The sequence below is a fragment of the Nocardia sp. NPDC003963 genome, assembly GCF_053605105.1.
In genome coordinates this window covers 77,322-97,984 of sequence record NZ_JBSGIP010000020.1, presented here as the reverse complement: position 1 = coordinate 97,984, position 20,663 = coordinate 77,322, and the positions used below count along the sequence as shown (strand labels likewise).

The 20,663-nt window shown below is 67.2% G+C and carries 19 protein-coding genes and 1 tRNA gene; 11 read left to right on the top strand and 9 right to left on the bottom strand.

The window, feature by feature from the left end:
* The first annotated feature begins 350 nt into the window (after nucleotides 1-350).
* Nucleotides 351-1,181, top strand: coding sequence for a serine hydrolase domain-containing protein (locus tag ACWEWT_RS25455; protein WP_452562566.1), 831 nt, complete (start codon nucleotides 351-353; stop codon nucleotides 1,179-1,181).
* Nucleotides 1,182-1,277: 96 nt separating this feature from the next.
* Nucleotides 1,278-1,811: a DUF3145 domain-containing protein gene (locus ACWEWT_RS25450; protein WP_452562565.1), complete on the top strand. Its 534-nt coding sequence runs from the start codon at nucleotides 1,278-1,280 to the stop codon at nucleotides 1,809-1,811.
* Between the two features lie 25 nt (nucleotides 1,812-1,836).
* Here the strand turns inward: ACWEWT_RS25450 and ACWEWT_RS25445 are convergent, their stop codons facing one another.
* Nucleotides 1,837-2,469, bottom strand: a complete 633-nt coding sequence (locus ACWEWT_RS25445) for a hypothetical protein (RefSeq protein WP_452562563.1) — start codon at nucleotides 2,467-2,469, stop codon at nucleotides 1,837-1,839.
* 626 nt (nucleotides 2,470-3,095) lie between these two features.
* On the opposite strand from ACWEWT_RS25445, the gene ACWEWT_RS25440 reads away from it, so the two are divergent.
* Nucleotides 3,096-3,881, top strand: a complete 786-nt coding sequence (locus ACWEWT_RS25440; RefSeq protein WP_452562562.1) for an SDR family NAD(P)-dependent oxidoreductase — start codon at nucleotides 3,096-3,098, stop codon at nucleotides 3,879-3,881.
* Nucleotides 3,882-3,953: 72 nt separating this feature from the next.
* Here ACWEWT_RS25440 and ACWEWT_RS25435 read toward each other — a convergent pair whose 3' ends face one another.
* The 4 genes from ACWEWT_RS25435 to ACWEWT_RS25420 all read right to left on the bottom strand — a co-directional run bounded on the left by ACWEWT_RS25435 (nucleotide 3,954) and on the right by ACWEWT_RS25420 (nucleotide 6,812).
* Nucleotides 3,954-4,718, bottom strand: coding sequence for a DJ-1/PfpI family protein (locus ACWEWT_RS25435; RefSeq protein ID WP_452562561.1), 765 nt, complete (start codon nucleotides 4,716-4,718; stop codon nucleotides 3,954-3,956).
* 10 nt (nucleotides 4,719-4,728) lie between these two features.
* Entirely contained in the window at nucleotides 4,729-5,724 is a 996-nt protein-coding gene (locus ACWEWT_RS25430) for a GlxA family transcriptional regulator (protein ID WP_452562560.1), read from the bottom strand.
* A gap of 214 nt (nucleotides 5,725-5,938) precedes the next feature.
* The gene (locus tag ACWEWT_RS25425; RefSeq protein WP_452562558.1) at nucleotides 5,939-6,256 is read right to left on the bottom strand and encodes a hypothetical protein; all 318 of its coding nucleotides are present in this window, start codon (nucleotides 6,254-6,256) and stop codon (nucleotides 5,939-5,941) included.
* Nucleotides 6,237-6,812, bottom strand: a complete 576-nt coding sequence (locus ACWEWT_RS25420; protein ID WP_452562557.1) for an RNA polymerase sigma factor — start codon at nucleotides 6,810-6,812, stop codon at nucleotides 6,237-6,239. Before ACWEWT_RS25420 ends, ACWEWT_RS25425 begins: the two co-directional genes overlap by 20 nt.
* 521 nt (nucleotides 6,813-7,333) lie before the next feature.
* On the opposite strand from ACWEWT_RS25420, the gene ACWEWT_RS25415 reads away from it, so the two are divergent.
* Complete coding sequence (locus ACWEWT_RS25415; protein ID WP_452562556.1) at nucleotides 7,334-7,681, top strand: Imm10 family immunity protein; 348 nt, start codon at nucleotides 7,334-7,336, stop codon at nucleotides 7,679-7,681.
* A 194-nt stretch (nucleotides 7,682-7,875) separates the two neighbouring features.
* Here ACWEWT_RS25415 and ACWEWT_RS25410 read toward each other — a convergent pair.
* The 4 genes from ACWEWT_RS25410 to ACWEWT_RS25395 all read right to left on the bottom strand — a co-directional run bounded on the left by ACWEWT_RS25410 (nucleotide 7,876) and on the right by ACWEWT_RS25395 (nucleotide 9,612).
* Nucleotides 7,876-7,947 (bottom strand) — tRNA-Val (locus ACWEWT_RS25410).
* A 31-nt stretch (nucleotides 7,948-7,978) separates the two neighbouring features.
* Complete coding sequence (locus ACWEWT_RS25405; RefSeq protein WP_452562554.1) at nucleotides 7,979-8,443, bottom strand: peroxiredoxin; 465 nt, start codon at nucleotides 8,441-8,443, stop codon at nucleotides 7,979-7,981.
* Between the two features lie 62 nt (nucleotides 8,444-8,505).
* A complete protein-coding gene (locus tag ACWEWT_RS25400) occupies nucleotides 8,506-8,928 on the bottom strand; it encodes a DUF3052 domain-containing protein (protein WP_452562553.1) in 423 nt (140 codons plus the stop codon).
* Nucleotides 8,929-9,057: 129 nt separating this feature from the next.
* Complete coding sequence (locus ACWEWT_RS25395) at nucleotides 9,058-9,612, bottom strand: hypothetical protein (RefSeq protein WP_452562551.1); 555 nt, start codon at nucleotides 9,610-9,612, stop codon at nucleotides 9,058-9,060.
* A 96-nt stretch (nucleotides 9,613-9,708) separates the two neighbouring features.
* On the opposite strand from ACWEWT_RS25395, the gene aceE reads away from it, so the two are divergent.
* The 7 genes from aceE (at nucleotide 9,709) to ACWEWT_RS25360 (ending at nucleotide 20,441) form a co-directional block, all read left to right on the top strand.
* Complete coding sequence (gene aceE / locus ACWEWT_RS25390) at nucleotides 9,709-12,666, top strand: pyruvate dehydrogenase (acetyl-transferring), homodimeric type (protein WP_452562550.1); 2,958 nt, start codon at nucleotides 9,709-9,711, stop codon at nucleotides 12,664-12,666.
* 10 nt (nucleotides 12,667-12,676) lie between these two features.
* Complete coding sequence (locus ACWEWT_RS25385; protein WP_452562548.1) at nucleotides 12,677-14,011, top strand: PucR family transcriptional regulator; 1,335 nt, start codon at nucleotides 12,677-12,679, stop codon at nucleotides 14,009-14,011.
* Nucleotides 14,012-14,139: 128 nt separating this feature from the next.
* Nucleotides 14,140-15,054: an ACP S-malonyltransferase gene (locus tag ACWEWT_RS25380; RefSeq protein WP_452562547.1), complete on the top strand. Its 915-nt coding sequence runs from the start codon at nucleotides 14,140-14,142 to the stop codon at nucleotides 15,052-15,054.
* A gap of 127 nt (nucleotides 15,055-15,181) precedes the next feature.
* Nucleotides 15,182-15,484, top strand: a complete 303-nt coding sequence (gene acpM / locus ACWEWT_RS25375; protein ID WP_452562545.1) for a meromycolate extension acyl carrier protein AcpM — start codon at nucleotides 15,182-15,184, stop codon at nucleotides 15,482-15,484.
* Between the two features lie 10 nt (nucleotides 15,485-15,494).
* Nucleotides 15,495-16,745, top strand: coding sequence for a KasA/KasB family beta-ketoacyl-ACP synthase (locus ACWEWT_RS25370; protein ID WP_452562543.1), 1,251 nt, complete (start codon nucleotides 15,495-15,497; stop codon nucleotides 16,743-16,745).
* Between the two features lie 120 nt (nucleotides 16,746-16,865).
* Nucleotides 16,866-18,299, top strand: coding sequence for an acyl-CoA carboxylase subunit beta (locus ACWEWT_RS25365; RefSeq protein ID WP_452562542.1), 1,434 nt, complete (start codon nucleotides 16,866-16,868; stop codon nucleotides 18,297-18,299).
* 306 nt (nucleotides 18,300-18,605) lie between these two features.
* Complete coding sequence (locus tag ACWEWT_RS25360) at nucleotides 18,606-20,441, top strand: Eco57I restriction-modification methylase domain-containing protein (protein ID WP_452562541.1); 1,836 nt, start codon at nucleotides 18,606-18,608, stop codon at nucleotides 20,439-20,441.
* Nucleotides 20,442-20,663 lie beyond the last annotated feature (222 nt).

The following is a 20,663-nucleotide window of genomic DNA, read 5'->3' as shown; positions in this document are numbered from 1 at the left end:
GACTGGAGTTGAGTCGTGTTCTCTTCCGATCTACCGGCCCACCGGCCCACCGGGCCGGGGCCCGGGCCGGGGCCCGGGCCGGTGATCCCGGGACCGTCCAGCACGATCGAACAGCTGCACGACCGGGCCGCGCGCGGGCTCGGCCGCGTGCGTGCCCGCTGCGCTCGCTGCCGGAAACCGGCGGATATCGCGCGGCGTCGGGTCCGGATTCACGCGGCGGCCGCTCATTCCTTCCGCCGCAGCGCGATTCCGGCGGTCGGCCGGCTGTTGACGACCGCGCGCCGAATTCGCAGCCGCATATCCGCTCGGGTGGATTACGACGGCCCGGTAGCGTCTCGTAACCTCGGGGTGTGCGTGCACTCGAGCAGATCCAGCAATGGCCGGTCCGGCATGCCGCGGCGGGTGTGGTCACCCGGGACGGCCGGTGGTCGGCCGGTGATCCCGATCGGGTCTACCGGCTCGCGTCGGTCACCAAACCGCTGGTCGCGTACGCGGTGCTGGTGGCCGTGGAAGAAGGCGCGATCGAACTCGACCAGCCTGCCGGGCCGCCCGGTTCGACCGTCCGGCACCTGCTCGCCCACACCTCCGGGGTGGCCTTCGACACCACCGATATTCTCGCCCGGCCCGGTGCCAAGCGAATCTATTCGAGCGCGGGATTCGAACTCCTGGCCGATGCGGTCGCCGAGCACACCGGAATCCCCTTCCCGGAGTATCTGCGTGAGGCCGTATTCGAACCGCTGGGCATGTCCGGTTCGGAGCTGACCGGGTCGGCCGGGCACGGTGCTCAGTCGACTCTCGCCGACCTCTTGCGTTTCGCCGCCGAACTTCTCGAACCGCGGCTCATCTCGGCGCAGACCCGTACCGAGGCCGTTACCGTCCAGTTTCCGGGCTGCGACGGCGTGCTGCCCGGTTTCGGTTCGCAGCGGCCCAACGACTGGGGCCTCGGGTTCGAGATCCGGGACGGTAAGTCACCGCACTGGACCGGTACCACCAACTCGCCCGCGACTTTCGGTCATTTCGGCCAGTCGGGGACTTTCCTGTGGGTGGACCCGCGATACGACGTGGCGTGTGTGGCCTTGAGCGACGAGAATTTCGGTGACTGGTCGCGCGAAGTATGGCCTCCGTTCAGCGATTCGGTCATCGCGGAGGCCATACTCGCCCGCAACACGGCAGAGAAGTAACACGTGTAACACCGGGCACTCGAGTACACTCGGGCAACGCCTTTTCGACGTACCCGTTGGGGAAGACGAGCATCGTCGAAACCGGAGGTGTACGTGGTGCGCGCATCGTCTCGATACGCGGAGGCAACGGCGGGTGTGGTGTACATACACTCGTCGCCCACCGCGCTGTGCCCGCATATCGAATGGGCACTCGCGGCCGCTCTCGGCGCGCCCTCCTGTCTGCGCTGGACCGCGCAGCCCGCGGCCCCCGGGCAACTCCGGGCGACCACCGAATGGATGGGCCCGGTGGGTACCGCGTCCCGTATCGCGCAATCGCTGCGTTCCTGGCCGGTCCTGCGATTCGAGGTGACCGAGGATCCCAGTGAGGGCGTCGACGGTGAGCGCTACAGCTTCGTCCCCGCACTGGGCCTGTGGCACGGTTCCACCAGTGCCAACGGAGATGTGATGATCGGCGAGATGCGCCTGCGGGTTCTGTTGCAGGCCGATCGTGAATTGGCCCGGCACGCCGGGTTCGATCTGGCCGGTGAACTGGACCGGGCACTGGGGACGGCCTGGGACGAGGAACTGGAGGTCTACCGGACCGGCAGCGAGGGTGCCGAGGTCACCTGGTTGCGCCGCGACGTCGGCTGAGGGGGAGATCCGGGAATCGGCCCCTTCACGAATCGCCCGGCTGTCGGCGGAAACCTTCCCACATCTGTTCAACCATGATCGTGTGATCTTCCCATCGGCTCGGCCCGTCCGGCCCGGACTCCGGGAATGGTTGGTCGCCGACCGTATTGCTGAGTTCTCGAACGCCGTCGTTCCAGTTCATCGAACCCTCGATCTTCTGCGCCTCGCGCGTTACCGGGTCGAGGGAGTGATTTTCGTCGATATCGATTCCACTCTCTTCCCATATCTCACGACGCGCTCGGGCCCCCGTCATATACGAGGCGGTGTCGCGAGCCACCAGCTTCTGCACCTGGCGCTCCACCCACTTCTCCTTGTCACCCAACTCATCGAGTCCTGGCGGCGCGACGATATCGGTCAGACTGCTTCGCTGTGCATATCCCACCTGTTGCGCCAGGTGACGGGTCATCTCGGCCGGACCGATGGGTATTTCACTGTATCCCTCCTCGATATCGATGACCTCGGCGTCGGGCACGGTGATCGTTTTGTTCGTGTAGTCGGTGTAGGCATCCAGGCCACCACGCTCGAATTTCCAATCCTGCTGCTGTAGACCACGAATATCCTGCGACAGCGAAGGAGACGACACCACCAGGTCATCGATATCGTCGCCGAGCCCTGTCACGGCGCGCGTATTCCGCGTGGATACCACCGGGTGATCAGTGCCGGGCGAGGAGATACTTTCGATGGGTTCGCGTAGACCGTGATCGGCACCGCCGACCGTATTCGCGGCACCGTGGGCCTTTTCGCCGGCCGATCGGGGCGGTCGAGACCTCAGTTTCGCCACATCCGGGATGAGGTTCTTGGCACGTTGAAGTACTTCCCGCATGGCGCGGAGTATCCCGTCGTTCACGCTGCCGATTCTCACCCGATACCGTCCTGGATGCGACGCCATCGGGCGCGTCCATCGAACTGCCGCCTTCAGGGGCCGGCGGCTCTCCTACGTACTACCGGAATCACAATCCGGCGGCACGTCGTAGCCGGAACACCGCGCCGGTCCGAAGCGGCCGCTGCCCCTGTGGGATTCGATCCGTTCGTTCCGGAACCGGTTCTGCCCCGCACCGTTGTGTGTGCCGCCCGCGCAGCTCCGGTCCACGTGCGGAGTTCGCCCATGCGCCTCAGCGCGACCGAAAGCGGAATCGTATGCCCGATCGGACACGGTAGTGCTAACGTCAGAGATCAGAATTGAATTCTTCGATATAAGAGTTCCGTTCTCTCATTGTTGGTCGTATGGCACGGAAGGAGTCCCGCGTGACGCAACGGAATCGCCGGCAAGGCGCCGCGCCGGGACCGCGGGCCGGAACGACGGCGGTCGTCACCGGTGGTGCCCGCGGCTTCGGCAAGGCGTTCGCAACCGCCCTCGCCGGCGAGGGCGCCGCCGTCGCTCTCGTAGATATCGATGCCGTGGCGGTCGAGCGGACGGCGGCGCATATCCGGCACTCCGGCGGATCCGCGACCGGTTACGCCGGCGACGTCACCGACGAGGCCGCCATGAACGCGATCATGGACCGGGCGGCCGCGGTCCACGGTGGAATCGATATCCTCGTCAACAACGCCGGTCTGCACAGCGACGAGTACAGCAGACCCATCCGGGAAATGGGTCCGGCGAAGACGCGGCGGCTCTTCGAGGTCAATGTCGTCGGCGTGATCGCCTGTACCCTCGCGGCCCAGCCGCATATGGTGCACCGGTCCGGGGCCAGCATCGTCAACATCGCCTCGGCGGCTGCGCATCTGGGCGGTACCGCCTACGGCACCTCGAAACTCGCAGTGGCCGGACTGACCATCACGTTCGCGCGAGAACTCGGTACCGACGGGATCCGGGTCAACGCGATCTCACCCGGTCTGATCTTCACCGATACCATCCGCGCCGAACTGCCCGACGCGGTACAGCAACGCGTGAAGGCGATGCAGTTCATCGATACCGACGGCGCGGAAGCCGATGTGGTCGAGGCGATGCTGTACCTGACATCGGATCGGGCCCGGTTCATCACCGGCGAAACACTGCGAGTGACCGGCGGTATGGCCTCCGGTACCTGAGCTGTGCGAAGCCGCGGGCCGGTCGGTCACGGCGTTGTCGGGTGTGTTCGCCGCCGCCCACCGGCTCACTGTTCATGCGGGTCGGCGAACGCGGCGCCGTGCGGAGCGGCGGGCCCTGTGTATCGCGGTTCGCCACGCGAGTCCGGAGAGGGCGACGGATTCACGAGCGAGCGCGCCCGGCTCGTTCGCCGCGAGCTTCGCGGCCTCCCGGCCGACGATCGCGGCGACGCCGCGTTTGGTGGCAGCACTCGCCTTGGCCAGGCTCCCGCTGTCGTAGGGAGGGCGCGGGTCGTACTCGATCATCAGCTGAGCGGCGCGAGCCACATCGTCCCCGGCGACTTTGCCGACCAGCCACAGGGCCAGATCGATACCGGCCGAGACACCGGCACCGGTGACGATCTTGCCGGCGTGCACGATCCGCGCGTCGCGTACCGGCCGGGCGCCGAATCCCTCGAGTACCGGCAGCTCCGCCCAGTGCGTCGTGGCGGGCTGACCGTCGAGCAGGCCGGCGCCGGCCAGTACGACCGAGCCGGTGCACACCGATGCGGTCCACTGTGTGGTCTCGTGCACTCGCCGCAGCCACTCGAGCAGCCGGCGATCTTTGGCGATCGTCGCACTGGCGCTGCCGGATCCGCCGATCAGGACGATATCGGGTGCCGGGGTTTCGTCGTACGAATGTGTCGCCGCCATGACGAAGACGCCGCTGTCGGCGATCACGGGACCGGGCTCGGCGGATACGAAGCGCAGCTCCGCTCCGGGGATGAACCGCAGCACCTCGTAGGGGCCGACGATGTCCAGCGCGGTCATGCCGGGGTAGACGACGATCGCGATCTGCATGATTACTCCTTCACGAAGCCTTGGGTGCGGTCTGGAAATGCTGGCGATATCGACCGGGTGTGGTCGCCGCGCGACGGGCGAACGCCCGGTACAGGGTCTCGGGTCGTCCGAACCCCACTCGGGTCGCGATGGCCGGGACGAGCAGGTCCGTCGTCTCGAGCAGGATCTTGGCTGCTTCCACCCGCAACGACTCGACGAGGACTGCCGGCGTCACACCGACTTCCTTACGGAATACGCGCGCGAAGTTGCGCGGGCTCATATCCACCCGGGCCGCAAGAGTGTCCACAGACAGGTCCTCGACGAGATGTTCGGGCAGCCAGCGCTGTAGCTCCACCAGTGCGGGAGTGCGTGCCGAAGCACTGCGCAGGTGCACGCTGAACTGCGACTGCCCACCGGGGCGGCGCAGGAAGACCACGAGCCAGCTCGCCGCACGGTGCGCGGTCTCCGACCCGCAATCGGCCTCGACCAGCGCCAGCGCAAGGTCGATACCGGCGGTGACGCCGGCGGAGGTCCACCGGTCGCGGTCGTGGACATAGATGGCGTCGGGCTCGACATCGACGAGCGGATAGTTGTCCCGTAGCGATTCACATGCCGCCCAATGCGTGGCCACCCGATAGCCGTCGAGCAATCCGGCCCGGGCAAGTATTTCCGCGCCCGAGCACACCGAAGTCGTGCGGCGCGCGGTGGCCGACATTCGCCGGAGATCTTCCAGCGCGGCCGGATGGTCGTCGGCGAAGTGATACACCCCCAGCCCCCCGGCGACGAGCAACGTATCGGTTGCGGGCCGCCGGGTGGCCGCGCGGATCGAGATATCCGCGCCGAGGGTGATACCACTGTCCGTCCGCACCGGCTTCCCGTCCGGCGATGCCAGTACGGCCCGGTAGCCCGGGCCGGCGCCCAGCAGTGAAGCCGCGGCGAAGACATCGGTCGGACCGGCCACATCGAGCAGGGCACAGCCGTCGAAGACGACGACTACGACCTCACGAACCACGGCTGCACTCTGCACACACAGATCGTCGCCGCAGCGCCGGATGGCGGCAAGGACAAGTTCATGGCGATTTCGGCCAGGCGCCGCAGCGAATCGCCGGCGACCTCTGCCGATACGGAGCGGCCGGCCGGGAGGCGTACGCCGAACTTCCGCTGTGTCCGGCGCGGGTCGGCGGTTCTCTACCTGCCTCCGGCTGTCGGCACCGAAGCGGCGCACCATAGTCGAGCAACTGTCAGTCTCCGGGCGCCCGGAGAGCGGCCGGCTCGCGGTGCTCGTCGTGGCCGGCGACGGACAGTGTGCACCGGCCGTCCTCGCAGGAGCGCTGCAGCCGGCCCTTCGATATGGTCTGCACCAGCCCGATCGCCCAGCACGTCGGGCAACCACGCAGCGCGAGCAGCGCGACGGGCAGCAGCAACAGGGCGGCCGGTCCGACGATCGGGATCAGCCCGACCGAGCCGATCAGTGCGCCGAAGCCCACTGTGCCGCGCAGCAGATGTTCGAGCAGGGACGTGCTCGCGAAATCGGGAGCGTCAGACTTCGTCCGGGTCATCTCTTCCTCCGGGAGTCGAATCGGATACGGCCTGTAGGGTTTGCCGAACCGCCGCGCGGGCCCGGTGCAGCCGGGATTTCATCGCTGCTGTGCTCGAACCCAGCGCATCGGCGACCATCCGCCCGCTGTAGCCCTGGATGTCACGCATGATCAGCACGCGGCGTTGGTCCGGGGGCAGCGCGGCGATCGCCGCGGCCACCCTGCCCGCTTCCAGCCGTCGCAGCACCTCGTCCTCGGCCGAGGCCGCCACGGGGGTGTCCTGCCACAGAATGTGGTCCGGCAGCCGGTTCCGCGCCCGTCGTAGGCATTCGTTTCGGACGATGCGGAACATCCAGGACGCCAGAGCACCGGAGGCTCGGAGCATCCCGATCTTGCGGTACAGGATGATCAGGGCCTCCTGCGCCGCGTCCTCGGCGTCCTCCGGGGTGGCGCACAGGGAGCGTGCGAAGCGCTGAATGTTCGGGTGCGAGCCCGATACCAACGCTGCGAGCGCATCGACGTCACCGTCCTGCGCGGCGACGATCAACTGTGTGGCGGGCCAGGTCGAGTCAGCCACGCCCGGCTCGTTTGCGTTTCACGACGAACACACAGGTGCAGAGCAGCACCAGCCCGACGGCGATACCGATACCGATGATCACGACAACCTCCCTATCCGTCCCGACGTCTGTCGGGATGAATACAAGAGGCTCGGACTGCGCCGAAGGATTCATTCGACGACGCACCGAGATCTCGGACTCTGCACGCTTTTCGAAGCATGGCCGACCGTCGCACCACGATATGCCGGTCTCTGTGCCCCGTGGAGGAGTCACTGGTGGCGACGTGCCAGTGCTCCTGCCCGGGCGGGGGTGTAGGTCGTCTGTCCGGGGTGGACCTACCTCGATGATCTGCCCATCGCGCATTCGAACTGAGCTGGACCACACAGCAGCCGGCGCAACTCCGCCACCGCGGCCACGTGAGGGCCACGAGATCGCCGAGCCGCCCCGGATCGGGCGAGGATGCTAGAACCTGTGCATGCCACAAAGGTTCACGGCGCTCGTCGCCTTCGGTTGCGATGATCCAGAGGTAGACGATTGCGTTATGGCCGGCGTGGCGGAGTCGCACGACACCGCGGCCTTCTCCCTGGTGTTCATGTGTGACTTCGAAGAGCCCGACGAGCAGGAAGTGTCGCTGGGTATGGACACGCATTGTCTCGTCACGCGCGATCAGGGCACTGCCTACGGTTGTGTGCGCGAGGTGGAGCTGACCGACGATGTGCTCCGGGTGACTCTGGATCCCGAGTCACTGGACGATCTCGGCCTGACCGATCCCGTTGTCGAGGCGTTGCTGCGTGCACCGGCGGCCGAGGTGGCTCGCTTGTGGGAGGTCCTGCCGCGCATCCTGGTCTATGGGCGCCCCGATGCCCGGCCGCGACTGATGACGTCGTAGCTCTCGGAGAGCACGCCCGCCGGCAATTCCGCCACGAAGTTCGATCGGGTCCCATGGACCGGGAGCGTCGTGCCACTCGCTGTGAAGGCCGCTGTGGTGCCCACTCGCGCTCCTTGCCCCACGAATGCCCCACGCGGCCGACGTGGGGCAACTTCCATGGTGTGCCGAATAAATGCTGACCCGGCACTCTCCGGTGGGCGCAGAGGGGTTCGAACCCCCGACCGCTGGTGTGTAAAACCAGAGCTCTACCGCTGAGCTATACGCCCGGACCCCCGGACATTGTCCGAGGGGAACGGTCTATGAATCTAGCGCGGTGAGCGCTTTCTCCCAAGCCGCCTGGTCACGGGGCTCTCCGGGGCCGTTCATCTCCGCGAAACGGATGATTCCCTCGCGGTCCACCACGAAGGTGCCGCGGTTGGCGAAACCCGTCACATCGTTGAAGACGCCGTACTCCTGGGCGGTCGCGCCGTGTGGCCAGAAATCCGACAGCAGCGGGAAGGTGTAGCCCTGTTCCGCCGCCCAGATCTTGTGGGTGGGCGGGGGACCCACCGAGATCGCGAGGATCTCGGTGTTGTCGTTCTGGAACCGCGGCAGTTCGTCGCGGACCTTGCACAGCTCGCCCTGGCAGATGCCGGTGAAGGCGAGCGGGTAGAACACGATCAGGACGTTCTTGTCGCCGCGGTAGTCCGACAGCGAGACTTCCTGATTGTTCTGGTCCTTGAGGGTGAACTCCGGCGCCGGGGCGCCGACCTCGAGGGGCATGGGATCCTCCGAATCTCGGGCCGCACGACCCGGGCCGGGTCGCGCGGACTGCTGTGGGCGGCTCAGCGCTGTTTGGTGGGGGCCTTGGGCTGCACCAGGCGGCTGGCCGACCATTCACCGAGTTTGATGGCCGAGGTCTGGGTGAGACCGGCGGTGGGGGCGGCCTCGGCGATCTCGCTGGGATCGACATGGCCGTCGTTACCGGTCTTGGGGGTGAGTACCCAGATGAACCCCTCGTCGGCGAGTGGGCCGATTGCTTCCATCAGCTCGTCGACCAGGTCACCGTCACCCTCCCGCCACCACAGCAGGACGACATCGATGACCTCGTCGGAGTCCTCGTCCAGCAGCTCACTGCCGGAGGTCTCCTCGACGTCGGCCCGGAGGTCGTCGTTGGTGTCCTCGTCCCAACCCAGCTCCTGGACAACCATGCCGTGGGTGATGCCAAGCTTCTGCGCGAAATTCTGATCCTCCGCCGCGGCGACCACGGTGGCGTCCTCCTCAACTCCCGACTACAGATATCTGCAAGCGAACATGGTTATCGGCCCTAACGCAAGCCGATCGGGTAGATCGAATTTTCGATGTCGTGGGAAACCCCTGGTGACGGGCGATCCGGGTCAGCTGGGGCAAGCATCGCGGACCGCGTTGCGCGCGTCGTTCACACGCTTGCTCGCATCGTTGAGGGGTCCCACGGGGGAGGTGTAGGTCATCTCCCGGGTGGCCTGGGCGAGGGCGCGGGCGGCGTCCACGTAGGCGACGAATTTCGTTTTCAACTCCTCGGGCAACTGCGCGCCCGCGGTGTTCACACCACCCTCGACCGTTTTCGCGGCGTCCTCCAGCGCGGTGATCGCGCCGTCGCGTTTGGCGTCGTAGTCGGGGGCGTCGCTGTCGTGCGCGTCGACGAACTCGTTGTACTTGCTGACACCGGTCCCGGTGGTGCCGGGGAAGAGCGTGCAGTTGTCGGAGATGGCCTTGTCGCGGGCGGCGGCGATCTGCGACGACGTGGCGGCGGCGGACGAGGACGACGCTTCGGCCCGATAGGAGGTCGCCTCGGCCGCGTTCGGCGTGGCGATACCTTCGACCTGCTGCGCGCAGCCTGCGACGGCCGCACCGGTGACCAGTGCCACCGCGGCGCATACCAGCCCCAGACGGCGCGGGTCCAGCCCTTCCATCGTCCTCCCGACTCCTCGGTAACCGCTGTCAGACGTGCCTGTCGAACGGTACTGGATCGGCGACTGACATGATGATGTGGGACGCGCCACGCGAGGATGCGGGCGCGCCCGGAAAAGTCGTCACGAGTGATCCGCACACCAGCGGGCCACTCGGGGTCACCGCAGCCATCAGCTCGACCACCCCCTGTACGAGGAGCAGTTTTGACCGATCTGATCCACTCTGGCGTCCCGGCGGAATCCGCTGTGCCGGGTTCCGCTCCCACCCCTCGCGACGCCGTCGGCGTACCGCCCGGTGGCCGAGTCCGCGTGATTCGTGAAGGAGTGGCGTCTTACCTACCGGACATTGATCCGGAGGAGACCAGCGAATGGCTCGAGTCCTTCGATGAGATGCTCGAGCGCGAAGGCCCCGGCCGGGCCCGCTACCTGATGCTCCGGATGCTCGAACGCGCCGGTGAGCGGCGAGTCTCCATTCCGGCGCTGACGTCCACCGATTACGTCAACACCATTCCGACCGAGAACGAGCCCTGGTTCCCCGGCGACGAGGAGACCGAGCGGCGCTTCCGGGCCTGGATCCGCTGGAACGCGGCCATCATGGTGCACCGCGCGCAGCGCCCGGGGATCGGTGTCGGCGGCCATATCTCGACCTACGCGTCCTCGGCGGCGCTCTACGAGGTCGGCTTCAACCATTTCTTCCGCGGTAAGGACCATTCCGGCGGCGGTGATTCGATCTTCATCCAGGGTCACGCCTCACCCGGTATCTACGCGCGCGCCTTCCTCGAAGGCCGGCTGAGTACCGATCAGCTCGACGGTTTCCGCCAGGAGTACAGTCACGGCGGCCTCGGCAAGGGTCTGCCGTCGTATCCGCATCCGCGGCTGCTGAGCGATTTCTGGGAATTCCCGACGGTGTCGATGGGCCTGGGCCCGATGAACGCCATCTACCAGGCACGGTTCAACCACTACCTGCACGACCGCGGTATCAAGGACACCTCGGATCAGCATGTGTGGGCGTTCCTGGGCGATGGCGAGATGGACGAACCCGAATCGCGCGGTCTCGCCCAGGTCGCGGCCATGGAGGGGCTGGACAATCTGACCTTCGTGGTGAACTGCAACCTGCAGCGTCTCGACGGCCCGGTCCGCGGTAACGGCAAGATCATCCAGGAACTGGAGTCGTTCTTCCGCGGCGCCGGCTGGAACGTCATCAAGGTGATCTGGGGCCGCGAGTGGGACGCGCTGCTGGGCGCCGACCGCGACGGCGCGCTGGTGAACCTGATGAACACCACCCCCGACGGCGACTACCAGACCTACAAGGCCAACGACGGCGCCTACGTCCGCGACCACTTCTTCGGCCGCGATCCGCGGACCAAGGCGCTGGTGCAGGATCTGTCCGATCAGGAGATCTGGAACCTCAAGCGCGGCGGTCACGACTACCGCAAGGTGTACGCGGCCTACGCGGCGGCGCTGGCGCACAAGGGCCAGCCGACGGTGATCCTGGCCAAGACCATCAAGGGCTACACCCTCGGTAAGCATTTCGAGGGTCGCAATGCCACGCACCAGATGAAGAAGCTGACCCTGCAGGACCTCAAGGACTTCCGCGATCTGCAGCGGATCCCGATCAGCGATGCCGAGCTGGAGAAGGATCCGTACCTGCCCCCGTACTACCATCCGGGCGCGGAGACCAAGGAGATCCAGTACATGCTGGATCGCCGCAAGGCCCTGGGCGGATTCCTGCCCGAGCGGCGTACCACGCCGAAACCGCTCCAGCTGCCCGGTGACGAGGCCTACAAGTCGGTGCGCAAGGGGTCGGGTAAGCAGAACGTCGCGACCACCATGGCCCTGGTGCGGCTCATGAAGGAACTGCTGCGCGACAAGGAGATCGGTCAGCGCATCGTGCCGATCATCCCCGACGAGGCCCGCACCTTCGGGATGGACTCGTGGTTCCCGTCGCTCAAGATCTACAACCGCAACGGCCAGCTCTACACCTCGGTCGACGCGGAACTGATGCTCGCCTACAAGGAGAGCACGGTCGGCCAGATCCTGCACGAGGGCATCAACGAGGCCGGCTCGACGGCGTCGTTCACTGCGGTCGGCACCTCGTACGCCACGCACGGCGAGCCGATGATCCCGCTCTACATCTTCTATTCGATGTTCGGGTTCCAGCGCACCGGCGACGGCCTGTGGGCCGCGGCCGATCAGCTGGCCCGCGGTTTCGTCCTCGGCGCGACCGCCGGCCGCACCACCCTCACCGGTGAGGGCCTGCAGCACAACGACGGGCATTCGCTGCTGCTGGCGTCCACCAACCCGGCGGTGGTGTCCTACGATCCGGCCTTCTCGTTCGAGATCGCCCATATCGTGCGCGACGGGCTGCGCCGGATGTACGGCGGTACGCCGGGTGTCGACGGGTTCGGCGGCGAGAACATCTTCTACTACATCACCCTGTACAACGAGCCCTACCAGCAGCCGGCCGAGCCGGAAGACCTGGATGTGGACGGTCTGCTGAAGGGCCTGTACCTGTACAAGAAGGGTGGTGCCGGGGATATCCGGGCCCAGATCATGGTCTCCGGTGTCACCGTGCCCGACGGTCTGCGCGCGCAGCAGTTGCTGGCCGATCACTGGGGTGTGGCCGCCGATGTCTGGTCGGTGACCTCCTGGGGTCAGCTGCGCCGGGAAGCCCTCGAACTCGAGATCGAGGCGCTGCACTACCCGGGCGAGGACGCCGGGCAGCCCTATGTGGCCCGGGCCCTGGCCGATGCCCAGGGTCCGTTCGTGGCCGCCACGGACTGGATGCGCGCGGTACCGGATCAGATCCGCAAATGGGTTCCGGGCGATTTCACCACCCTGGGTACCGACGGATTCGGGTTCTCCGATACCCGGCCCGCCGCCCGCCGGGTGTTCAACGTCGACGCGGAATCCATCGTGGTCGCCGCACTGGCGGGTCTGGGCCGGATCGGCAAGCTGGATCCGGCGAAGGCCGCCGAGGCCGCCGCCCGGTACCGCATCGACGATGTGGCGTCGGCCCCGGCCTTCACCGCGGGTGGGGCAGGAGACGCGGAGTGACGGCGGTTCGATGATCGAACGCAGACCACCGCGTCCGCGCCGGGTCACCGAGGGTTCCAACGAGCACGAGGTGTATCTGCCCACCGGCGCGCTGTCGCCGAACCGGCAGACCCGCGACCCCCTGCCGGACACACTGCTCAAACGCGTCAAGCAGTTCTCCGGGCGGCTGTCCACCGAAGCCGTGGGGTCGATGCAGGATCGGTTGCCGTTCTTCGCCGATCTGGACGCCGCGCAGCGCGCCGGTGTCCAGATGCTGGTGCAGACCGCGGTGGTCAACTTCCTGGAATGGCTGCAGGACCCGGACAGCGATATCCGGTTCAGCCTGGATGCCTTCCAGGTCATTCCGCAGGATCTGGCGCGGCGGCTGACGCTGCGCCAGACCGTGGATATGGTCCGGGTGGCCATGGAGTTCTTCGAACAGTGGCTGCCCGCGCTGGCGCGTAACGACCGGCAGTTGGTCGCGCTCACCGAGGCGGTCCTGCGATACGGGCGTGAGCTCGGTTTCGCGGCCGCCTCGGTGTACGCCAGCGCGGCCGAATCCCGGGGTGCCTGGGATACCCGGCTCGAGGCGCTGGTGGTGGACGCGGTGGTGCGTGGCGATACCGGCCCCGACATGCTCTCCCGGGCGGCGACGCTGAACTGGGACGCGACCGCCCCCGCGACGGTGCTGGTGGGTACCCCGCCACGGGATCAGGGTGTCTCGGTGGTCGGCGCGGTGCACACCATCGCGGCCCGGCACGGCCGGGCGGCGCTGGCGGTCGTCCAGGGGGCGCGACTGGTGATGGTGGTGAGCGGTTCGCTGGGCGACGCGCTGCACAGTTCGCCGTTCATGGCCGATCTGCTGACCGAGGCGTTCTCCGACGGGCCGGTGGTGATCGGACCGACCACGCGCACCCTCGGTGCCGCGCACGGTAGTGCTCTGGAGGCGCTCGCCGGGATGGAGGCGGTCATCGGCTGGCGGGAGGCGCCGCGCCCGGTACACGCGATGGAACTACTACCCGAGCGGGCCCTGCTCGGTGATCGAGCTGCGGTCGACGCTCTCGTCGAGTACCTTGTCCTTCCGTTGGCTTCTGCCGGTTCCGCCTTGGCGGACACTCTGGACGCCTACCTGGAATGCGGCGGTGCGGTCGAGATGTGCGCGCGTCAACTGTACGTTCATCCAAATACAGTGCGGTATCGCCTCAAGCGGATCGGGGAAGTAACCGGTCGTGATCCGCTGAATCCGCGGGATGCGTATGTGTTACGAATCGCCGCCACAGTAGGTCGTCTGACACGAACGCGTAACGAATCGTCGTCACAAGCATCAGAGGACTCTTTTGTCCCAATGGACAAAGACGGGCTGTAACGAGAACCCCGATTCGGTCGATCCGGACACCCCACGCGGGCTTTTGTGGAGACCATACAAAAGCTGTCGACAAGCTCTAGTCACGTCGACATCTCGCGAAAGCGGTCTCACAGTGTTTTCTTAGGTACGTGATCGCGTTGTTCGCCCCTGGACAGGGCTCTCAGACACCCGGCATGCTCGCGCCCTGGCTCGACCTGCCGGGCGCCCGTGACCGCCTCGCACTGTGGTCGAAGGAATCCGGCCTGGATCTGATCCGGCTCGGCACCGAAGCGACCGCCGAAGAGATCACCGACACCGCGGTGACCCAGCCTCTCGTGGTAGCCGCCGCGCTACTCGCCTTCGCCGAGATCGGCGAGAAGCGGGTGCCGGCCGACACCATCGTGGCGGGACATTCGGTGGGCGAACTCGCCGCCGCGGCGGTCGCCGGCGTGATCTCCGCCGACCAAGCAGTTACGCTGGCAGCCATCCGCGGTGCCGAAATGGCGAAGGCGTGTGCGCTGGAGCCGACCGGTATGTCCGCGGTGCTCGGCGGCGACGAGGCCGCTGTGCTGGCACGGCTCGAAGAACTGGAACTGGTCCCGGCCAACCGCAACGCCACCGGCCAGATCGTGGCAGCGGGACGCTTGGACGCACTGGCCGAACTGGCCGCGAACCCGCCGGAGAAGGCCCGGGTACGGGCGCTTCCGGTAGCGGGCGCGTTCCACACCGAGTTCATGGCTCCCGCGCAGAAGGCGGTAGCGGCGGCGATCGCCGAGATCACCCCGCACGAGCCGGTTCGCCCGCTGCTGTCGAATGCCGACGGTAAGCCGGTCGAGTCCGGCGCGGACGCGGTGGCTAAGCTCGCCGCGCAGGTCACCCGGCCCGTCCGGTGGGACCTGTGCACCGAAACCGTCCGGCAGTCCGGCGTCTCGGCGGTGGCGGAGTTGCCACCGGCGGGAACCCTCGTCGGAATTGCCAAACGGGAGCTCAAAGGCACCCCGAACCTGGCGCTGAAGACCCCGCAGGACATCCCCGCGCTGGCCGAACTCACGAGCTCCGGCTAGCTTGCCTACGGCCGTGTTTCCGACGAACCCTCGCGGGAGCACGGCACCGAGCGGCGTAACCGTACGCCGTCTCGGCCCGAAGAAATATGTAAAGCCCTACCGAGAAAAATTAGAAGGGAGCCACGAAGTGGCCGCTCTGACCCAGGAACAAATCGTCGAGGAACTCGGCAAGATCATCGAAGAGGTTACGGGTATCGAACCCTCCGAGGTGACCGTCGAGAAGTCCTTCGTCGATGACCTGGACATCGACTCGCTGTCCATGGTCGAGATCGCGGTTCAGACCGAGGACAAGTACGGGGTGAAGATCCCGGACGAGGATCTGGCCAGCCTGAAGACGGTCGGTGACGCCGTCAACTACATCCAGAAGCTCGAGGCGGAGAACGCTGACACCGCCGCTGAGCTCAAGGCCAAGTTCGACAACGCCGAGTAGGGCCGACACCGTGACCACTCCTTCCACCTTGAACGGGAACTTCCCGAATGTCGTCGTCACGAGCCTGGCGGCGTCCACGTCGATCGCGGGTGACGTCGATGCGACGTGGAAGGGTCTCCTCAACGGCGAGAGCGGTATCGACGTTCTCGAGGATTCCTTCGTCGAGGAATACGACCTACCGGTCCGTATCGGCGGCCACCTCAAGGTTCGTCCCGATACCTTGCTGAGCCGGGTCGAGACCCGCCGGATGGCCTATGTCGAGCAGCTCGCGACCGTGCTCGGCCGTGAGGTCTGGCGCAACGCGGGCAGCCCGGAAGTCGATCCGGAGCGGCTGGGTGTGGCCATCGGCACTGGACTCGGTGGCGGTGACGCGCTCATCGATTCGGTCGACAAGCTGAAGAACGGGGGCTATCGCAAGATTTCGCCGCTCGCTGTTCAGATGGTCATGCCGAACGGGCCGTCCGCCGTTGTCGGTCTCGAGCTGAAGGCCCGGGCAGGAGTGGTCACTCCGGTCTCGGCGTGCTCGTCGGGCTCCGAAGGTATCGCCAACGCATGGCGCATGATCGTCATGGGCGATGCCGATATGGTCGTCACCGGCGGTGTCGAGGGTTTCATCGACGCCGTGCCGATCGCCGCGTTCACCATGATGCGTGCGATGAGTACCCGCAACGACGATCCGAAGGGTGCCTCGCGCCCCTTCGACAAGGATCGTGACGGGTTCGTCTTCGGCGAGGCCGGTGCGCTCATGGTCATCGAGACCGAAGAGCACGCCAAGGCCCGCGGTGCCACCATCCACGCCCGGCTGCTGGGCGCCGGTATCACCTCCGACGGCTTCCACCTGGTCGCACCGGATCCCGAGGGCACGGGTGCTGCCCGCGCCATGACCCGGGCCATGCAGACCGCGGGACTGTCCAAACAGGACATCACCCATATCAACGCCCACGCCACCGCCACTCCGATCGGCGACACCGCCGAGGCGAAGGCGATCAACAAGGCCGTCGGCAACCATGCCTCGATCTACGCGCCCAAATCGGCGCTCGGGCATTCCATCGGCGCTGTCGGTGCGCTGGAGTCCGTGCTCACCGTGATGGCCATCCGGGACGGCATCGTGCCGCCCACCCTGAACCTGGAGAACCAGGATCCCGAGATCGACCTCGATGTGGTCGCCGGTGAGGCGCGGCGCCAGGAGATCGAGTACGCGATCAACAATTCGTTCGGTTTCGGTGGGCACAATGTCGCGCTCGCCTTCGGTCGGGCCTGAGGTCCGCCGAACAGTTCGACGACCCATGGACGGGGCCGCCGGGTTCTTCCGGGCGGCCCCGTCCGGGCTTCGACACCAGTGGCCCGCGTTCCGGGCACACATTTTCGAGGAGACAACGCGATGACGATTATCGCTCCGGCCCGCCATCAGGAAACTGCGACCGATCCGCGTGATCCCCTCGGGCGGCTCCAGCGCTTCTTCGACCCCGGTACCGTCCTGCCGCTGCACTCGCGCGACAAGTCGGGCGTGCTCGCGGCGGTCGGTGAGGTCGACGGCGTCCGCACCGTGGCCTACTGCTCCGACGCGACGGTCATGGGCGGCGCGATGGGCGTGGAGGGCTGCAGGCATATCGTCGACGCGATCGATACCGCCATCGATTCGGGTGCGCCCGTGGTGGGTCTCTGGCATTCCGGTGGCGCGCGGCTGGCCGAGGGGGTCGAGGCCCTGCACGCGGTCGGTCTGGTCTTCGAAGCCATGGTCCGCGCGTCCGGCCAGGTGCCCCAGATCTCGGTGGTGCTAGGTTTCGCGGCCGGCGGCGCCGCCTACGGCCCCGCGCTCACCGATATCGTGATCATGGCCCCGGAGGGCCGCGTTTTCGTCACCGGACCCGATGTGGTGCGCAGTGTCACCGGCGAACAGGTGGATATGGCCACCCTCGGCGGCCCGGAAACCCACGGCAAGAAATCGGGTGTCACCCATATCGTCGCCGACGACGAAGCCGACGCGGTGCATCGCGCCCGCCGGCTGGTGTCGATGTTCGCCGAACAGGGTGAATTCGACCTCGTCGCCGCCGAACACGGCAACGTCGATCTGAGGGCCGTGCTGCCGGCCTCCGCCAAACGCGCCTACGACGTCAAACCGCTGGTGCACGAACTGCTCGACAATGTCGACGGTGAATCCAGCTTCGAGGAACTGCAGGGCGGTTACGCCCGCTCCATGGTGACCGGTCTCGGGCGGTTGGGCGGCCGCACCGTCGGTGTGCTGGCGAACAACCCCCTTCGCCTCGGCGGCTGCCTGGATTCCAAGAGCGCCGAGAAGGCGGCCCGGTTCGTCCGGCTCTGCGACGCCTTCGGTATCCCACTGGTCGTGATCACCGACGTTCCCGGCTACCTGCCCGGTGTCGGCCAGGAATGGGACGGGGTCGTCCGGCGCGGTGCCAAACTACTGCACGCGTTCGCCGAGGCCCGGGTCCCGCGGGTCACCCTGGTCACCCGCAAGATCTACGGCGGCGCCTATATCGCGATGAACGCTCGTTCGCTGGGTGCCACCGCGGTCTACGCCTGGCCGGGCTCGGAGGTCGCGGTGATGGGTGCGAAGGCCGCGGTCGGCATCCTGCACAAGAAAGCCCTCGCGGCGGCGCCGGAGGACGAGCGCGAAGCGCTGCACGAGCGGCTCACCACCGAACACGAAGCCATCGCCGGTGGAGTGGACCGGGCGGTCGCGATCGGGGTCGTGGACGAGGTCATCGATCCGGCCCACACCCGCAGCAAGATCGCCGAAGCGCTGGCGGCGGCACCGTGCCGGGCCGCCCGGCACAAGAACATTCCGTTGTGACCGGCGTGGATCCGGGCCGGACGGTACCGATATGTGGTGCGCGGCCGAGCGCACAGGTACCGGAAGTGAGCCCTGGCAGCATGTGATCACCCCGGTCGCCACCCGGAAGCGCGGGAGACAACTCCCGTACCGGCATCGCCTGCTCGGTGACGGTCGGATCGACGTCGATTCTCATTCGTGTAACCACAATTCCCGGTGTGCTGTGCCGTCACCGGCCCGGACGCTGTGCGAGCTTCCGCCACGCCGTAGATGACGTCCGAGGCGCGAAATCGCCCGCTTGCTCGCGCTGTCGACGACAATGCGCAGATGGGACGCGATGGAGCGGGGGCTCGCGAGCGCAAACGTCACGGCCGGCACTACACGCCCGCCACGCTGGCGGGCTTCCTGGCCGGCCGGGTGGCGGCACATATCGGGGTATCGGGACCGGTACGGGTGCTGGATCCGGCCTGTGGTTCCGGGGAGTTGCTGTTCGCGATCAAGGACGCGCTGGCGGACCGGCTGCCGGGGAGCCCGGTGGAACTGGTGGGGTACGACCTCGATCCGGCCGGGTTGGCGCTGGCCCGGCGGCGGGCCGCGGAGACCGGGGTCGGTGCCGAGTGGCGGCAGGGTGACTTCCTGGCCGGGTGTGCGCGGTTGCCCGCGGAGTCGTTCCACGCGGTGATCGCGAATCCGCCGTATGTCCGTACCCAGCAGTTGGGTGGTGAGACGGCGCGGGTGCTGCGCGGGCAGTTCGGGTTACGGGGGCGGATCGATCTGACCCACCCGTTCGTCGCGGCACTACCGCGGTTGATGGCCCCGGGGGCGGTTCTGGGCCTGCTGTGTGCGAATCGCTTCCTCACCACGAAGGCGGGTGCGAATCTGCGGGGGCTGCTGCTGGCCGATCTGACGCCGGTGGAACTGTACGACCTGGGCGATACCAAGTTGTTCGAGGCCGCGGTCCTACCGGCGGTGACGATCGCGGTGCGCGGCGGCACGCGGGGGAACTGCCGGTACGTATCTGTCTACGAGGAGGAGACCGGGGTCGGATCGGATCCGGAGATCGCCGACGCGTTCGGTGCGGTACCGGCGGTGGACCCGCGATCCGCGGTCCGGCTGCCCGGGAATCGTTCGGCCGGTCCGGCTCCGGCGGTATGGGTGCCGGGCGTGGAACTGCCGGGAATCGGGCAGCGCGGCACCACCGGAAAACCCGCTGGAGTTCTGGCTGCCGCGGACGCCGACCGGGATCTGTTCGCGGCGCTGGGCGGCACCGCCGATGCGACAGTGTGGCGGCAGGGCCGCAGATTCGCGGTGACGGTAGGGGAGTTGGCGACCGAGTCCGGTCCCGCGGCGGCGGCGGTGGGGTGGCGGATGTCCCGGGTGGGGCACGACGACTGGTTGCGCGGGGTATCCGAGCGGATGTGGCGGACCTTCGGGGACCTGGCGCGTATCCGGGTGGGGATCAAGACCAATGCGGACAAGGTGTTCATCGCGGCGCACTGGGGTGACCCGGCGGCCGAACCGGAACTGTTGTGCGACCTCATCACCCATCACGATCTACGGCCGTGGCGGATCGAGCGGGTACGGGAGACGCGGGTGCTCTACCCCTACGACCTCACCCGGACCCGCCGGGTCCCGGTGGATCTGGCGCGGTTTCCGCGGACCGCGGCCTATCTGGAGCAGCATCGGGAGGTGCTGGCCGCCCGGGGCTACCTCACCGGTGCGGGCCGCAAATGGTTCGAGCACTGGGTGCCACAGCGGCCACATCTGTGGCGGATCCCGAAGGTGGTGTTCCCGGATATCAGTGATCGGCCGCGGTTCGCGCTGGATCGCTCCGGGGCGGTGGTCAACGGCGACTGCTACTGGATCTCGCTGGCCGATCTCGGCCGGGACGCGGCTGCCGAAGAACTGGCCTGTCTCATGATGGGTATCGCGAACTCGTCGCTGGGGCTGCGGTATTACGACGCGGTCTGCGGTAACCGGCTCTATTCCGGGCGGCGGCGCTGGATCACCCAGTACGTATCCCGGTTGCCGCTACCGGATCCCGGGACCCCGGCGGCGGCCGCGATCGTGAGCCGGGTGCGGACGCTGACCCGGGAACCGGAAACCGGCCCGGCCGGGCAGAAAGAACTGGACGAACTGGTCCACCGGGCCTTCGCGCTGTGAGACAGCACCCGAGGGCTGCTTCTGTTCTGGACCGGTATGCGATGTGCGGTTGGCCGTCCGTGGATTGGTGACCGTTGAGCACTTACAGTGTCGTGGGCCTACTCAGGTGGTCGAGGCCCGCCTCCGTTGTTGTCGGCGCATGTGTGGGGCCTGCCCCGGTTCTGGAGCGATGCGCGATGTGCGGTTGGCCGTCCGTGGATTGGTGACCGTTGAGCACTTACA